This window comes from Olleya sp. Ti.3.14, assembly GCF_038154885.1.
Classification (GTDB): Bacteria; Bacteroidota; Bacteroidia; order Flavobacteriales; family Flavobacteriaceae; genus Olleya.
Genome location: NZ_JBAKAO010000001.1, coordinates 794,120 through 808,532, shown reverse-complemented (window position 1 = coordinate 808,532; position 14,413 = coordinate 794,120). Strand labels below are relative to the sequence as shown.

The 14,413-nt window shown below is 31.1% G+C and carries 20 protein-coding genes; 14 read left to right on the top strand and 6 right to left on the bottom strand.

Going from position 1 to position 14,413, the window contains the following annotated elements; genetic code table 11:
• The first annotated feature begins 25 nt into the window (after positions 1-25).
• The 6 genes from V6251_RS03795 to V6251_RS03770 all read left to right on the top strand — a co-directional run bounded on the left by V6251_RS03795 (position 26) and on the right by V6251_RS03770 (position 2,741).
• Positions 26-352 carry a YtxH domain-containing protein gene (locus V6251_RS03795; protein WP_292947585.1) on the top strand — a complete coding sequence of 109 codons (327 nt, stop codon included), beginning with the start codon at positions 26-28 and terminating at the stop codon, positions 350-352.
• Complete coding sequence (locus tag V6251_RS03790; RefSeq protein ID WP_341587095.1) at positions 353-700, top strand: hypothetical protein; 348 nt, start codon at positions 353-355, stop codon at positions 698-700. It begins immediately after the preceding gene.
• On the top strand, positions 700-903 hold the full coding sequence (locus V6251_RS03785) for a hypothetical protein (RefSeq protein WP_145002302.1): 204 nt from the start codon (positions 700-702) through the stop codon (positions 901-903). Before V6251_RS03790 ends, V6251_RS03785 begins: the two co-directional genes overlap by 1 nt.
• 22 nt (positions 904-925) lie before the next feature.
• A complete protein-coding gene (locus V6251_RS03780) occupies positions 926-1,360 on the top strand; it encodes a hemerythrin domain-containing protein (protein WP_341587094.1) in 435 nt (144 codons plus the stop codon).
• Positions 1,361-1,368: 8 nt separating this feature from the next.
• Complete coding sequence (locus V6251_RS03775; RefSeq protein ID WP_341587093.1) at positions 1,369-2,445, top strand: DNA topoisomerase IB; 1,077 nt, start codon at positions 1,369-1,371, stop codon at positions 2,443-2,445.
• A gap of 137 nt (positions 2,446-2,582) precedes the next feature.
• Positions 2,583-2,741, top strand: a complete 159-nt coding sequence (locus V6251_RS03770) for a DUF1328 domain-containing protein (RefSeq protein WP_145002296.1) — start codon at positions 2,583-2,585, stop codon at positions 2,739-2,741.
• Positions 2,742-2,752: 11 nt separating this feature from the next.
• Here V6251_RS03770 and V6251_RS03765 read toward each other — a convergent pair whose 3' ends face one another.
• The gene (locus tag V6251_RS03765) at positions 2,753-3,136 is read right to left on the bottom strand and encodes an arsenate reductase family protein (RefSeq protein WP_341587092.1); all 384 of its coding nucleotides are present in this window, start codon (positions 3,134-3,136) and stop codon (positions 2,753-2,755) included.
• Between the two features lie 178 nt (positions 3,137-3,314).
• On the opposite strand from V6251_RS03765, the gene trxB reads away from it, so the two are divergent.
• Positions 3,315-4,298 carry a thioredoxin-disulfide reductase gene (trxB, locus tag V6251_RS03760; RefSeq protein WP_341587091.1) on the top strand — a complete coding sequence of 328 codons (984 nt, stop codon included), beginning with the start codon at positions 3,315-3,317 and terminating at the stop codon, positions 4,296-4,298.
• Between the two features lie 85 nt (positions 4,299-4,383).
• On the opposite strand, the gene V6251_RS03755 is transcribed toward trxB, so the two are convergent.
• The 4 genes from V6251_RS03755 to V6251_RS03740 form a co-directional block, all read right to left on the bottom strand.
• Entirely contained in the window at positions 4,384-5,208 is an 825-nt protein-coding gene (locus tag V6251_RS03755; RefSeq protein ID WP_341587090.1) for a GIN domain-containing protein, read from the bottom strand.
• A 200-nt stretch (positions 5,209-5,408) separates the two neighbouring features.
• Positions 5,409-7,259 (bottom strand): PspC domain-containing protein, encoded by a 1,851-nt coding sequence (locus tag V6251_RS03750; RefSeq protein ID WP_341587089.1) that lies wholly within the window; start codon positions 7,257-7,259, stop codon positions 5,409-5,411.
• Positions 7,252-7,596, bottom strand: a complete 345-nt coding sequence (locus V6251_RS03745; protein ID WP_028281672.1) for a PadR family transcriptional regulator — start codon at positions 7,594-7,596, stop codon at positions 7,252-7,254. The genes V6251_RS03750 and V6251_RS03745 overlap by 8 nt, the downstream gene beginning before the upstream one ends.
• 67 nt (positions 7,597-7,663) lie before the next feature.
• The gene (locus V6251_RS03740) at positions 7,664-8,110 is read right to left on the bottom strand and encodes a DUF4870 domain-containing protein (RefSeq protein ID WP_341587088.1); all 447 of its coding nucleotides are present in this window, start codon (positions 8,108-8,110) and stop codon (positions 7,664-7,666) included.
• Positions 8,111-8,254: 144 nt separating this feature from the next.
• Here V6251_RS03740 and V6251_RS03735 point away from each other — a divergent pair, with 144 nt between their 5' ends.
• The 7 genes from V6251_RS03735 (at position 8,255) to V6251_RS03705 (ending at position 13,380) form a co-directional block, all read left to right on the top strand.
• Positions 8,255-8,710: a DUF4442 domain-containing protein gene (locus V6251_RS03735; RefSeq protein ID WP_341587087.1), complete on the top strand. Its 456-nt coding sequence runs from the start codon at positions 8,255-8,257 to the stop codon at positions 8,708-8,710.
• A 60-nt stretch (positions 8,711-8,770) separates the two neighbouring features.
• Entirely contained in the window at positions 8,771-9,601 is an 831-nt protein-coding gene (locus V6251_RS03730) for a TIGR00266 family protein (RefSeq protein ID WP_341587086.1), read from the top strand.
• Positions 9,602-9,748: 147 nt separating this feature from the next.
• Positions 9,749-9,946: a hypothetical protein gene (locus tag V6251_RS03725; protein WP_028281676.1), complete on the top strand. Its 198-nt coding sequence runs from the start codon at positions 9,749-9,751 to the stop codon at positions 9,944-9,946.
• 133 nt (positions 9,947-10,079) lie between these two features.
• Positions 10,080-10,433 (top strand): hypothetical protein, encoded by a 354-nt coding sequence (locus tag V6251_RS03720; protein WP_341587085.1) that lies wholly within the window; start codon positions 10,080-10,082, stop codon positions 10,431-10,433.
• A 70-nt stretch (positions 10,434-10,503) separates the two neighbouring features.
• Positions 10,504-11,307 (top strand): MbnP family protein, encoded by an 804-nt coding sequence (locus V6251_RS03715; RefSeq protein ID WP_339808573.1) that lies wholly within the window; start codon positions 10,504-10,506, stop codon positions 11,305-11,307.
• Positions 11,308-11,369: 62 nt separating this feature from the next.
• Positions 11,370-12,416 carry a cytochrome-c peroxidase gene (locus tag V6251_RS03710; RefSeq protein ID WP_341587084.1) on the top strand — a complete coding sequence of 349 codons (1,047 nt, stop codon included), beginning with the start codon at positions 11,370-11,372 and terminating at the stop codon, positions 12,414-12,416.
• Positions 12,394-13,380 (top strand): hypothetical protein, encoded by a 987-nt coding sequence (locus V6251_RS03705; protein WP_445933613.1) that lies wholly within the window; start codon positions 12,394-12,396, stop codon positions 13,378-13,380. Before V6251_RS03710 ends, V6251_RS03705 begins: the two co-directional genes overlap by 23 nt.
• A gap of 32 nt (positions 13,381-13,412) precedes the next feature.
• Here the strand turns inward: V6251_RS03705 and V6251_RS03700 are convergent, their stop codons facing one another.
• Positions 13,413-14,351: a hydrogen peroxide-inducible genes activator gene (locus V6251_RS03700; RefSeq protein ID WP_339808576.1), complete on the bottom strand. Its 939-nt coding sequence runs from the start codon at positions 14,349-14,351 to the stop codon at positions 13,413-13,415.
• Positions 14,352-14,413 lie beyond the last annotated feature (62 nt).

Genomic DNA, 14,413 nt, shown 5'->3' with positions numbered 1-14,413 from the left:
AATATTAACCATAAAAAAAAATAAAATGAGTAAGAACACAAATACAGCGTTAGGACTATTATTAGGAGGAGCAATTGGAGCAACTTTAGGAATATTATTTGCACCAGATAAAGGTGTAAATACAAGAAAAAAACTTAAGGACGACGCAATTGCTACTAAAGATAAATTAGCAGATAGTGCTTTGCATTTAAAGGATCAAGTAGCTAGTACTATAACGTCACAAAAACATAGTTTAGATTCTCAGTTAGAAACTGTAATTTCTGATGCTAGTTATAAAGCAGACGATGTAATTACTACGTTAGAAAGTAAATTAAAAGATTTAAAAGCGAAGAATAAAAAACTTCAAAAATAGATGACTGTTTTTGAATCCATACAAGATACCTCGAATCAAGCGATTGATAAAGGTGAAGAATATTTAAAAAAATCCCATGAGTATTATAAGCTAAAGGTTTTTCAGCAATTGACAATGTCAATTAGTTTAGTTTTAAAATCATTATTAATTGGTGGATTAATACTTATAGGATTTGTTTTTGTAGCGGTTGCTGGAGCAATTGCTGTAGGTAACATGTTAGATAGTTTTTCACTTGGATTTTTAATTGTCGGTCTTATTTTTATGTTATTTTCTGCAGTTATTTATTTAATAAGAAAACAGATAAACAGTAAGGTTATTCAATCACTGTCAAAAACATTTTTTGAATAATGATGAAACAATATAAAACAGAACACGATTTAGAGAATGACCTTAAAAGACTTAGTCTTGAAAAGCAAATTGCATGGGAAGAATTAAAATCTATTAAAGGGGACTTTAAAGAAGCTGTGCAACCTCCAAATTGGTTACAAACAGGTTATAAAATGTTTACAAAATTTGGAATGATGATGTTATTCAAAAAAATAATAAAATAATTTAACCATTAAAAATCAACCAATGACCATATTTGAATCTATAAGAAAAGACCATGATACCCAAAGGGAATTACTAGATCAGTTAGTAAAAACTACAGGAGATAGTAAACAACGAGATGAAATATATAAGCAGTTAAAAAATGAATTAAATACTCATGCAGAAGCGGAAGAACGTCATTTTTATAAACCACTTATAAGTAATGACATGATGCAGGAAAAAGCTAGACATGGTATTGCCGAGCATCACGAAATTGACGAATTATTAGAGCAATTGGATGAAACGGAATATAGCTCTTCAGCTTGGCTTAAAATAGCTAAAGACCTTAAAGAAAAGGTAGAGCATCATCTAGAAGATGAAGAACACAAGTTTTTTCAGTTGGCAGGAAAAGTTTTTAATGAGACCCAAAAAACAGCATTAGCCAAAGATTATAGATCTTATATGGATACTAATTTATAGATTTATAAGTGAAAGCTATACATACAGATATTTACAATCAAATTCTTTTACAACCAGAACAGGTTATAGAAGAATTTGATTTGGTTTATACCAATCCTTCTCATTTAAAGATAATAAGAGAACGCTTAGATGATGACTTTATTTTTAAACTTAAAAATAGAGTCATCAAGGAGGAAAATGAAATAAACAGAATTAAACAGTTGGTCATTCCTCCAGCGTGGAATAATGTAAAAATTTCTCAGTTAAAAAACGGTCACCTACAAGTGGTAGGTCGTGATGCTAAAAATAGAAAACAATATAGATACCACCCTAAATGGAATAAAATTAGAAACCAAACCAAATTTTATAAAATGTATCTTTTTGGGCAACAGTTGCCTAACATAAGAGCACAAGTAGAGGTTGATTTGGACCAAACTACATGGACGCAAACCAAAGTATTAGCATTGATTGTAAGATTAATGGAAGAAACACATATACGGATTGGTAACACACAATATGCTAAACGTAATGAAACCTATGGTCTTACTACATTAAGGTCAAAACATGTAAATACTTTTAAGGATAAGATTCAGTTTGAATTTGTTGGTAAAAAAGGTAAAGCGCACAAAGTTTCTATTAGAAATAAAAAGCTAATAAAATTAGTTAATAAATGTGAAGAAATTCCTGGTTGGGAGTTGTTTCAGTATTACGATGCTAATGGGGAAAAACAAAAGGTTGATAGTGCTATGTTAAATAAGTATTTACAAGATTTAAGTGGGACGCTTTTTACTGCAAAAGATTTTAGAACATGGGCTGCTAGTATAATTTGTTTTGAAACCTTAAAGGATTTAGGATACACAGAAAATCCAAAATTAAATAAGGAAAATATATTACACGCTATGGATGTTACATCTAGTCAATTAGGAAATACAAGAAATGTCTGTCGTAAATATTATATACATCCTGCAATTATTAAAAATTACGAAGAAGGTACCATTGTTAATTATTTTGAATCTCCTAAAAAAAAGAAGCAAATACCAGATCACTTCACACCCATGGAAAGCGCTTTAATGCGACTTTTAAAATCATATCAGCCAGAATTTTAATTGGGATTTCTTAATAACGTCTTAAATAGCAGTGTGCTTATGTTAAGTGCAGTTAAAGTCTTTGTAAATGCGTGTTAAACAGTATTATATAAGGTTGCATAAATTGTAAATTTGAATAATATTTAAAACAATTAATTATGCGCTGGACTATCTTTTTTATAATTCTTGCATTTATATCAGCTATTTTTGGTTTTGGTGACCTAGCAGGAAACTTAGCATTTTTGGCTAAGCTGTGTTTTTTTGTATTTGTAGCTTTGTTTATTGGTACAGTTTACAAGTTTATATCAGAACATTAAAAACTTTTAAATTAACTATTAGTACCTAAAAGCTGTCTTACTTGAGATGGTGTTTCAATTTTATAAAATTTATCTTCAATTACTAATATAGAATTAGCAAGTACTTCTGGATTATTTTGTATTACTTTAATCCAATCCTCATCCTTTAATACCGCTTTATTATCATAATTTTTAGTAAAATCTGGATGCTCTTTATTTATTAATTCAGCTACAGCTATATTTAATTTAGCAGCAATTTCTATCCATTGAGTGTCAGAAACTTTAGTTTTTGAAACATCAATTGTTAACGTTTTTTTTACACTATCTTGGATATATGCTAATGTTTGTTTGTCTACATTAGAGTTAGAATTATAGTAAAACGTATTTTTATTAGTGTTGGTCGCTATCACACCCATTGGTTTTTAAAATTAAATTAGAGTTTCAAGTTAGAATATTTCAAATAAAGTTTTCTTAAAAAAAAGAAAAAAAATAGACTATAAGAACTCTTTATTCTTTAATAATAACTTTTAATAAGTCTAGTGTAAGTTTTCTTATAAAAATTCTACTTTTGTAGAAGATAAAAATGAATATAATATGTCAGAGAATATAGAAAAAGTAAAATGTTTGATAATAGGTTCTGGACCTGCAGGATATACAGCAGCAATATATGCAGCAAGAGCTAATATGAAACCTGTTTTATACCAAGGGACGCAACCTGGTGGACAATTAACAACTACAAACGAAGTTGAGAATTTTCCTGGTTACCCAGAGGGTATTACTGGTCCAGCAATGATGATGGAGCTACAAAAGCAAGCTGAACGTTTTGAAACAGATGTTAGAGATGGTTGGATTACCAAGGTAGATTTTTCTGGAGATGTACATAAAGTATGGGTTAATGGTGAAAAAGAAATCCACTGTGATACCGTAATTATATCAACTGGAGCAAGCGCTAAATATTTAGGTTTAGAGTCTGAACAAAAATATTTAAAACTAGGAGGTGGAGTTTCTGCTTGTGCTGTATGTGATGGTTTTTTCTACAGAAATCAAGAAGTGGTAATTGTTGGAGCAGGAGATAGTGCTTGTGAAGAAGCACATTACTTATCAAAATTATGTACTAAGGTAACCATGTTGGTTAGACGTGATGAGTTTAGAGCGTCTAAAATTATGGCTGAACGTGTTAAAAACACAAAAAACATAGAAATTCTTTTTAATACCGAAACGGAAGAAGTTATTGGTGACGGTCAGGTTGTAACAGGTGTTAAGGTTTTAAATAACCAAACTAAGCAATCACACTTAATTCCAGCAACTGGATTTTTTGTGGCAATTGGACACAAACCTAATACAGATATTTTTAAAGGCTTTTTGGACTTAGATGAAACAGGTTATATCATTAACGCTAAGCCAGGAACATCTAAGACTAATATTGATGGTGTTTTTGTTAGTGGTGATGCTGCAGACCACGTGTATAGACAAGCTATTACAGCTGCAGGAACTGGATGTATGGCTGCGTTAGATGCAGAACGTTATTTAGCTGCTAAGGATTCTTCTTTTGAGGTTAGTACTTCTACTTATAACTAGTATTTAAATTTTATAAAAAAAACCGAAGCAATTGCTTCGGTTTTTTTTTGTTTTTTTATTCTTATATTTTCGGAATACAATGGTCTTATTTTTTCTTTAAAATAGCATTATCCTCAAAGGTTTCAATTGTGATTTTAGAGCTTCCAAAAATTTCTATTATTGAAGATCCTGAGGCTTTTACCACTAATTCTCCACTGACATCTACGTAAGCTTCAGCTCTATTTTCTGCAGTAACAGTTGCGTTTTTTGATGTTAAATTTTGGCCATTAAAATCCGTCGAGTTATCTGCGTTTAGTATCAAGTTAGAAGTATCACCTTCAATTTTTGCATCCGCACTTTCTAGCATATCTACAACTATTTTGGACGCGTTAATTAATGCCTCAACCTTACTGCTTCCGTTTAACTCTAAAGTAGCAGCTTTTGCAGTAATATTTAATTCAGCTTTAGCTTTATCATTATTTATTAGTTTAAATAAGTTACTATCTATTGTTAAGTAAGCTTCTGTACTACTGGAGGTTGTTAATGTTAAGTCATCAAATTTTAAGCTAGATTTAGAACTGATTTCTGCATCCTCCTTAAGCTCGATAGTATTTAAAAGCGAATTATAATATATGGTTATTTCAAGTTTTTTTTCTTGCAATCTTGCAGTTGTTTTTAAACTTAAGGTGTTGTCCTGAGATATTATTTTAATGTAATTATGTAAGTTTTCGTCTGTAGTAATTTCAATTCTAGTAGAATCTGCTTGTACTAAATTAACTTCAAAGTCTTCTGTTAAAACTAAACGCTGAAAAGCATTGACAGGAGTGGATACTTTGGTAAGGACACGACTACCTTTAACCTTTTCTTTTTTTTGTGCAAACGTAAATGTAGTTGCAAGAAGTAATAATATTGTAAGTAATTGTTTTGACATTTATGTATTTTGATTTGTTCGTACAAATATAAGCAAAAACCATCCCAAACTTGATTAAAGCTTGAGATGGCTGGTTTTTTGATTGATTTTTGATAAAATTATCCGTCCTGTTTAAAATAAAATAGACACGATGGAGGTTACTAGATACTCGATTAATGTGATCATAATGGTTAGTTTTTGATTTGATTGATGATTATGGTTTAATTTTGGTCTTTATTATTGGTTATATTAATTCCGTCTTCTTCATTAATAGTGACTTTTACGTTTTTTGTACTTGCTTTTGCACCTTCGTCGTTAATAATAACATCCATAGTGTCTGTTTTTGCCACTATACCTTCTTGGTTTACAACAATGGTTGAGGTATTGTCGTTATCTGAAGTCATGTCATTATCGTCATCACAATCCAAACATTCTAATTTAGCACGTTTTACTAGTAAAAAGTGTTCTTCCATTCCGTTATCTAAAATATCGTTGTAATAATGACTGTTATTTCTGTGGTAATTATAAGTACTTTCTTCAGCAAATAATACGCTTCCTTCTGGTAGATAAACCGTTAGTTCTACTTCTTGATCTCTTGAAATGTCATTATTAGATACCGTAAAGTAATTGTCTAATATTAAGTTGTTGTTATTTAAAGTGTAATTATAGCTTATGTTTTTTGCTCTGTCTTTAGCTTTACTATAGCTGCTTCCTCTAGCAGATTTATCCACTCTAAGTTTAGCAACACTATCTTTAGTAGACTTAACAATTAGTCTAATACCTTGAGAAAACACAACCTCGTTTCCGTTATCGTCATCAGCACGTTGTAACCCATAATCACGTCTAAAACGTTCAGCAAAGGTGTCGTTGTAATTCATGCTAATCACTAAAGTATCATTAGTTTTAATGTTTGCTAATTGTTCTGTTTTAATGTCTGCAGCTTTTTCTTTATAGCTTAAGCCTTGTCTTGTACCAATAATAGCCAATCCAATTATTGCCATAATCCATAATCCAATTAAACTGTATTTAGCAACGTTACCCATTGGTTTTAGGTTGTTTACTAATATCTTTAAGCCTAAGTAAATAAAGAAAATAATTGGGATAACAGATACTAAAAATATTAAGACTGGAAATAACCAAAAAAGCCCATCACCATCATTGAACGTTCTAACATAATCTGTGGTAAAAAAGCCAAAATCGGCATTAAAAAAGGTCCCAAATATTAAACCTATTGCTAAAGCGATGATACCAGCAACGCATGATACTACAAGTGCAATACCAATAAATTTAGAAAAAATTTTAAATAAAGATGAAATAACGTTTCCTAAACCTCCAAAAAAGGATTTACTACTAGATTTGATCTTATTTGTATCTATCTTTTTTACCGAATCTGATATGTTGCCTGACGCTTGTCCAAAGCCTTCTTTAAACTTGTCCGCATGTTTTTGAAAATCTATATTTTTTACATTCTCTGATACGCTATCAAATCCGTCTCTAATTTTTTTTTCGATATTGGAAATAGTGACTTCTTCTCCAGTCATATTTAACTTATCAGCAGTTGTGGTTGCTTCTGGAATAAAAATCCATAATAAAATGTACAAGAAAATTCCAGTACCAGCTCCAAATACTAAAAGTACCCAAACTAATCTTACCCAAATAACATCTATATTAAAGTAGTGTGCTAATCCAGAACATACACCACCAACATAACTATTTTCGGTGTCTCTAAACAATTTTTTAGCATTACTGTTTTTAGATCTTGATGAAGCATGGCTTTTTGGAGTAGGTTCGTCCTCAAAAATTTCGTCATCTACTAAATAATCTTCAGGTTGTCCCATGATGGTAATAACATCCTCAACTTCTTTATTTCCAATAACTTGTCTGTCTGTTTTCATGCGTTCAGAAAACAACTCTGCAATTCTAATTTCTATATCAGCGATAATTTCAGAACGACCTTGAGAGTCTGTAAATGAACGTTTTATAGCCTCAAGATAACGTTGCAGTTTTAAGTATGCATCTTCATCGATATGAAAAAATATACCTGCTAAATTTATATTGACTGTCTTATTCATTTTTAGTTGATTTAATTGATGTTACTATATTTACTGCATGTTGTAATTCGTTCCAAGTCGTGGTTAATTCTTTTAAAAAAAGATGACCTGTTTCTGTTAATCCGTAATATTTACGTGGTGGTCCAGAGGTGGATTCTTCCCAACGATAGTTAAGTAATCCAGCATTTTTAAGTCGTGTTAGTAAAGGGTAGATTGTGCCTTCAACAACTAATAATTTAGCGTCTTTAAGTGTTTCTAATATTTCGGCAACGTATGCATCTTCGTCTTTTAAGACTGACAAGATGCAGTATTCCAGAACACCTTTACGCATCTGTGCTTTTGTGTTTTCTATCTTCATAATTCTGTAAGATGTTTCATAATTAAACTGTTCGTTTTTTGATGATTTGATTGATTGATGATGAGTATTATTTAATAAATTTTATTGTTAATGGGTAGTGGTATTCTGCTCCTTCTTTAGCCTTTAGACTAGCATTAATTATAAAAATAACTTCTAATATAAAACCAAATACAGCTAGTAGTCCAATGCTACCACCAATGTAAAATAGAGGTGAAGGCTTTGTAATGTTTATTCTAATGCCTTCAAAAGCCTGAAAATCTAATAAGTCTAAATGATTAAATAAAGTAAAAGCAAAAAACGGAATACACAACGTGCCTATAATCACAGCATATAATAAAATACTAAACTGAAAATTAATAGCCTGCTTACCATGTGCATCAATAAATTCTGATTTATTCTTATTTGCAACCCATAATACTAAAGGTGCTATTAAGTTCCCAAATGGAATTACAAACCTAGAAAAGGTGGATAAGTGAATAAATGTTGCTAGGTTTTTTTGATGACTGGTAACCATAATTTAAAAGTATATAATAGTTTCTTATGCAAATATATATCTTTAAAAAGGTATTATGCAATACAAAGTACTAAAAATTAACATTATTTTAACATAGTGTAATGTCGATTATTTTCAATAATTTAGCTGAAAATCGAATATATAATGAAGATAACTCCTAGTAAACTTAACACATTTACAATGCTTAAGTTACCATCAGCTTTTTTGTGTGGAGTCAGAACAAAAGTTTTAAATGAAACACAATGCGTAACAACAGTAAAGCACAGATGGTTTAATCAAAACCCTTTTAATTCTATGTTTTGGGCTGTTCAAGGTATGGCTGCCGAATTTGCAACTGGTGCGATGATGATGATGAAAATTAAAGAAACAGGTAAAAAAGTGTCAATGTTAGTAACTTCTAATAATGCTACATTTACTAAAAAGGCAACTGGCAGAATTACCTTTGTGTGTAATGATGGTCTAAAAGTAGATCAAGCGTTACAAAACGCTATACAAACAGGAGAAGGTCAAACCCTATGGATGCAAGCTATAGGTACTAACGCAGATGGAGTAGTAGTGTCAACTTTTAATTTTGAATGGTCTATTAAAGTGAAAAATTAATTTGATTTTGTAACAAATAGAATAATTACGCAACATATAATAAATTAAACCTTTACAAATATGTATCCAAAAGACGAATTACCTCAAAACAGTTTAAATGCACACGATATAGATTATAAAATTTATGGCGAAGAAATGCAATATGTAGAAGTAGAACTTGATCCGCAAGAAGGTGTTATTGCTGAAGCAGGAAGCTTTATGATGATGGATGATGGTATTAAAATGGAAACCATATTTGGTGATGGCTCTCAAAACGATTCTGGTTTTTTAGGAAAAATATTTGGAGCTGGTAAACGATTGCTAACTGGAGAAAGTTTGTTTATGACAGCATTTTACAACAACCTGACAGGAAAGCGTAAAGTAAGTTTTGCGTCACCTTATCCTGGAAAAATTGTAGCTATTGATTTGCTAGAATACAAAGGTAAGTTTATATGTCAAAAAGATGCTTTTTTATGTGCAGCAAAAGGTGTTAGTGTAGGTGTAGAATTTAGTAAAAAATTAGGTCGTGGTCTTTTTGGAGGTGAAGGTTTTATTATGCAAAAATTAGAAGGAGACGGATTAGCTTTTGTACATGCAGGAGGAACTTTAGCAAGAAAAGTATTACAACGAGGAGAGACATTAAGGGTTGATACAGGATGTATCGTTGGCTTTACTCAGGACGTAAATTATGATATAGAGTTTATTGGAGGTATTAAAAATACCGTTTTTGGTGGTGAAGGTTTATTTTTTGCAAAATTAGAAGGTCCAGGCGTCGTATATATTCAATCATTACCATTTAGTAGGTTAGCAGGACGTGTATTGCAAAGTGTACCTAGAGGAGGTAAAAGTAAAGGTGAAAGTAGTATTTTAGGAGGTTTAGGAGACTTGCTTGATGGTGATAATCGTTTTTAGTTAGATAATTTTAACGTGTTTTTAACTGTTAAAATTTTGGATGCATTAATTTTGAACCTATTTTTTTGCTACCTTTAATCGAAACTTTTAAACCGTTTGCCTATAGCATACTATTACTTTTTATTTAACTAAACCTAATAATTAATTATGGCAAGAGCAATGTTTGAGTACACTAAAACTGTACTGCAAAAAGTTAGTTTTGATACCACGTTGTTTTGCAAAGAAGTCCAAAAAGCCTTAGAGCGACTTTTACCATATGAGGTAGAAGAGCTTAAAGTGTATATTGAGTCTTTAGTACAGCAAAACCCAAAATTAGACCAATGTTTAATATACCTAAACACTTAAAAATATAAAACTAAAAAGCGACCAACAGGTCGCTTTTTTTATATAAATAACTTAAGTAATGTTATAAATTTGAACTAAATGCTATAACTTTGCAAAAATTTATTTTTCCCTGAAAAAGCTATTTACAATATTATTGTTTTTATCCTTCGCAATACGTCCTATGTATTACGTTGGTTATGTGGCTTATTTTCAGTTAAATATAGATTACATTATAGATACCTATTGTGTTAATAAAGAAAAACCACAATTAGCCTGTAATGGTAAATGTCATTTAGCAAAACAATTGCAATCACCAATAAGTGATGATAATGATAGTAAAGCAATAACTACTTTAGCAGAATCTTTTTTCCCTGTATTTTACTCGGAATACCAATATACTCTAGACGCTTCTTCGCTAGTGTTTTTTAATCAAAAAAATACAACGATTTATAGCCAAAGGTATTCTTACAACTTTGATTATTTTCATTTTAAACCTCCAATAGTATAATTTTTTATTTTTCGGCTTAAGCCAAAATAGGCTTAATTACATTCTATTTAAATAAAAAATAACAATACAAATGAAATTATTAAAATACACATTTGCACTATTAGCGTGTGCAATATTTACAGCATGTTCATCAGACGATGATAATAATCAACCAGAAGATTTAACAGGACAAACAGGAGTAATTACACTTAAGTATGACAATGGAGTTGGTGATCAGGATTTTATATTTGGTACCACTTACAATAAATCTAATTCAGAATCTTTTAAATTAGAAACGTTAAAATACATGATTAGTAACGTAAGATTTACGGATTCTAATGGTAATATTTTTGAATACCCAACAGAGGATAACGTATTTATTATTAACGAACTTGATGGTAATAACGCAGGCGAAATCTTTGTGACATTAGAAGGTGTGGACGCAGCAGATTACGTATCTGTTACTTTTGGTGTTGGTATTGACCAAGACAGATTTGCTTTAGGTGCAGCAGGTCAAGGTACTTTTTTAGACTATGCAACAGACCAAGGTATGATGTGGAGTTGGGCTTCTGGATATAAATTTATTAGATTAGATGGTACCTATTCTACAAGTGCAGTGTCTGACCAACCATTAGCAGTACATATGGGAAGCGTTGGGACAGCATTAGATAATTATAAGGAAGTAACGTTAAGTTTTCCAAATACAGTTTTGGTTAGAGCAGATAAAACACCAGAAGTACATATTAAGGCAGATATAGCTAAAGTTTTTGATGGTACAACAACAGCTAATTTTGCTGATGGTTATGATCAAGTACATACAGATGTTAATGAGACACCAATAATCGCAACAAATATAGCTACAATGTTTGAGGTACATCACGTACATAACGATTAAAACTTATCTAATAACACCATTAAAGGCTAAGTGCTTTTAATGGTGTTTTAAATCTCATTATTATGAAAAAGTTAAGCCTTATAATTTTGGGCTTGGTTACACTGTTTGCGTGTTCTAATAGTACAGATACAGCAAACTATGTTCCCATACCTTTACAGTTAGATTTGCCATCCAATTTTCCAGATATAACCTATAATTTGGATAATAATCCTATAACAGACGCAGGTTTTGAATTGGGTAAAAGACTATTTTACGAAGGTAAATTATCCTCTAATGGTGCAATAGCTTGTGCTTTTTGTCACGAGCAAGCTTTTGCTTTTACACACCATGGACATAATTTAAGTCATGGTGTAAATGGAGGAATTGGTTTAAGAAATGCACAACCAATCCAAAATTTAGCTTATCAAACATCCTTTATGTGGGATGGTGCAGCATCGCATTTGGATTTGCAACCCATACTTCCTATTACTAGCGAGTTAGAAATGGGTGAAACCTTATCCAATGTTATTGTAAAATTACAACAGGACAGTTATTATCAAGAGCAATTTGCTAAAGCATTTGATGGTGGAGAAGTCAATACGGAAAACATGTTAAAAGCATTGTCTCAATTTATGTTAATGATGATTTCTTCTAACTCTAAGTACGACAAGTATGTTAGGCAAGAAGATAATGTTACATTAACAACAACAGAGTTGGATGGTTTAAATACGTTTCAAAATAAGTGCTCAAGCTGTCATGCTTCAGACCTTTTTACAGATCAAACCTTTAGAAACAATGGTTTGCCAATTAATCCACAATTAAACGATAAAGGACGTTTTAATATACTAGAAAACCCAGACGATTTGTATAAGTTTAAAGTGCCAAGCTTACGTAATGTAGAGGTGTCTTATCCTTATATGCACGATGGACGTTTTTCTACCTTAGAAGTTGTCTTAGATTTTTATGATTCTGGAATTGTAGATAATGGTAATGTAGATCCATCACTACAAAAAGCAGATGGGACTTATGGTATCTCACTTTCAGCATATGAAAAAGAAAGCATCATAGCTTTCTTAAAAACATTAACCGATAATCAATTTTTAGAAGATGAACGTTTTGCAGAATTTTAAATATTTAATACTAGGAATCATTTTATTTAGTGTCGCTAAAGCGGAAGCACATAATCCCGTAAACCCTTGTAATAAACATGAACCATTTCAGGTATTGTGCGATTTATGTGGCTGCTCTACAAGTAGCGGAAGTTTTGGTTTTGGAACTTTAAGCAATGCTAACTTTGTTGGTTTAAGATATATTTATCAAAATTTTGAGTCTAAAAACGGGATTTTTGAAAACTCTCCAATTAGCAAGGAAACCTTTAATACCATACAATTATGGGCTCAAATACCAATTAATGATTCTTTTTACGTTACTACAAGTCTACCATATCAAGATTTGACAAGAGACTTTAATAACGTCAAAGAAAACCTAAACGGATTAGGAGATGCAAGTGTTATAGGATGGTACAAACACGTGTTTTATAAAAAGAAAGATGAAAACGTCGTAGACTTTAACCCTAATAAAGAACCATCAGGACATAGTCTGCAGTTTGGCTTAGGTGTTAAATTACCTACTGGTCAGTTTGAACAAAGATTAGCAGATAATATTAATCCAGGATTTCAAGTTGGGACAGGTAGTGTTGATGGTGTTTTTTCTTTAGGTTATAATTATGGAAGTGACAAATTTGGTGTCAATACGCTACTTAGTTATTATTTAAAGGGCGAAAATAAAAATGACTACCAATTTGGAGATCAATTTAGTTATGCAGTAAACTTTTTTACTGCAATTCCGCGACAAAAAATGAATATCATGCCATTTGTTGGACTTTCAGGAGATGTATATGATTCTATTTCACAATACGACGAAACGTTAAGAGATACAGATGGAGATATTTTAAACTTTAGCTTTGGATCCGAGTTGGCTATCGAAAAATTTATCTTTGGAGCTAGCTACACATTACCAGTTAGTCAAAACTTATTTGGTGATAATGTACAGTCCAAACAGCGATTGTCCGTTTATGTCAATTTTGCTCTTTAAAAAAAAGCGACCATTTGGTCGCTTTTTTTTTATTATTTAGATATAGGACTAATTATTTGCACGTTTTGAAAAGCAATAGCACCTCTAACTATACCAGAAATCACGTCTTGCATTGCTTCAATAATTTGCATTTTAAGCTCGCTTTTATGATATATTAAGCTAACTTCTCTTGCAGGTGAAGGCTCTGTAAAATAATGAAGATTCTCTTTATCTCTATCATTTAAGTCTAAGGTATGTAAATAAGGCATTAATGTCATACCCAGACCTTCGTTAGATAATTTAACTAAAGTTTCTATACTACCACTTTCTATTTGAAACTTATCGTCACTATGGTTTTTAAAAGCCTTACATAAATTAATAACACCATCCCTAAAGCAATGACCATCTTCTAGTAAAAGCATGTCATCTATTTCTAAGTCAGAGGTCTCTAACTTTTTCTTGTTTTTTAACCTGTGATTTTGTGGTACGTAAGCAACAAATGGTTCAAAATATAGGACGCGTTCTTTAATATTTTCGTTTTCTAAAGGTGTTGCAGCAATTGCAGCATCTAAATGACCATCATTAATTCTAGATATTATTTCTTCGGTAGTTAACTCTTCAATTTTAAGTTTAACCTTAGGATATTTTTTAACAAAATTGGTTAAAAACATAGGTAATAATGTAGGCATAACGGTTGGGATAATACCAATCTTAAATTCGCCACCTATATAACCTTTCTCTTGATCTACAATATCTTGGATTCTGTAGGATTCATTAACTATATTTCTAGCTTGGGTTACTATTTTTTTACCTACTTCAGTTAACTCTATTGGTTTTTTACTTCTATCAAAAATTAAAACATCTAATTGATCTTCTAATTTTTGTATTTGCATACTTAAGGTTGGCTGTGTTACAAAGCACTTTTGAGCAGCTTTTGTAAAATTTTGATTTTCTGCAACAGCAAGTACATAGGATAATTGAGTTATTGTCATCGATATAGTTTAAGACTATAAAAATATAAAATCTATCAATAAAACTTATATATTAATCGGTT

Bases quoted from the DNA above. Each gene is read 5' to 3' on its own strand.
- V6251_RS03795 (WP_292947585.1), top strand. From the start codon at position 26: ATGAGTAAGAACACAAATACAGCGTTAGGACTATTATTAGGAGGAGCA.
- V6251_RS03790 (WP_341587095.1), top strand. From the start codon at position 353: ATGACTGTTTTTGAATCCATACAAGATACCTCGAATCAAGCGATTGAT.
- V6251_RS03785 (WP_145002302.1), top strand. From the start codon at position 700: ATGATGAAACAATATAAAACAGAACACGATTTAGAGAATGACCTTAAA.
- V6251_RS03780 (WP_341587094.1), top strand. From the start codon at position 926: ATGACCATATTTGAATCTATAAGAAAAGACCATGATACCCAAAGGGAA.
- V6251_RS03770 (WP_145002296.1), top strand. From the start codon at position 2,583: ATGCGCTGGACTATCTTTTTTATAATTCTTGCATTTATATCAGCTATT.
- V6251_RS03765 (WP_341587092.1), bottom strand. From the start codon at position 3,136: ATGGGTGTGATAGCGACCAACACTAATAAAAATACGTTTTACTATAAT.
- trxB (WP_341587091.1), top strand. From the start codon at position 3,315: ATGTCAGAGAATATAGAAAAAGTAAAATGTTTGATAATAGGTTCTGGA.
- V6251_RS03755 (WP_341587090.1), bottom strand. From the start codon at position 5,208: ATGTCAAAACAATTACTTACAATATTATTACTTCTTGCAACTACATTT.
- V6251_RS03750 (WP_341587089.1), bottom strand. From the start codon at position 7,259: ATGAATAAGACAGTCAATATAAATTTAGCAGGTATATTTTTTCATATC.
- V6251_RS03745 (WP_028281672.1), bottom strand. From the start codon at position 7,596: ATGAAGATAGAAAACACAAAAGCACAGATGCGTAAAGGTGTTCTGGAA.
- V6251_RS03740 (WP_341587088.1), bottom strand. From the start codon at position 8,110: ATGGTTACCAGTCATCAAAAAAACCTAGCAACATTTATTCACTTATCC.
- V6251_RS03735 (WP_341587087.1), top strand. From the start codon at position 8,255: ATGAAGATAACTCCTAGTAAACTTAACACATTTACAATGCTTAAGTTA.
- V6251_RS03730 (WP_341587086.1), top strand. From the start codon at position 8,771: ATGTATCCAAAAGACGAATTACCTCAAAACAGTTTAAATGCACACGAT.
- V6251_RS03725 (WP_028281676.1), top strand. From the start codon at position 9,749: ATGGCAAGAGCAATGTTTGAGTACACTAAAACTGTACTGCAAAAAGTT.
- V6251_RS03715 (WP_339808573.1), top strand. From the start codon at position 10,504: ATGAAATTATTAAAATACACATTTGCACTATTAGCGTGTGCAATATTT.
- V6251_RS03710 (WP_341587084.1), top strand. From the start codon at position 11,370: ATGAAAAAGTTAAGCCTTATAATTTTGGGCTTGGTTACACTGTTTGCG.
- V6251_RS03705 (WP_445933613.1), top strand. From the start codon at position 12,394: ATGAACGTTTTGCAGAATTTTAAATATTTAATACTAGGAATCATTTTA.
- V6251_RS03700 (WP_339808576.1), bottom strand. From the start codon at position 14,351: ATGACAATAACTCAATTATCCTATGTACTTGCTGTTGCAGAAAATCAA.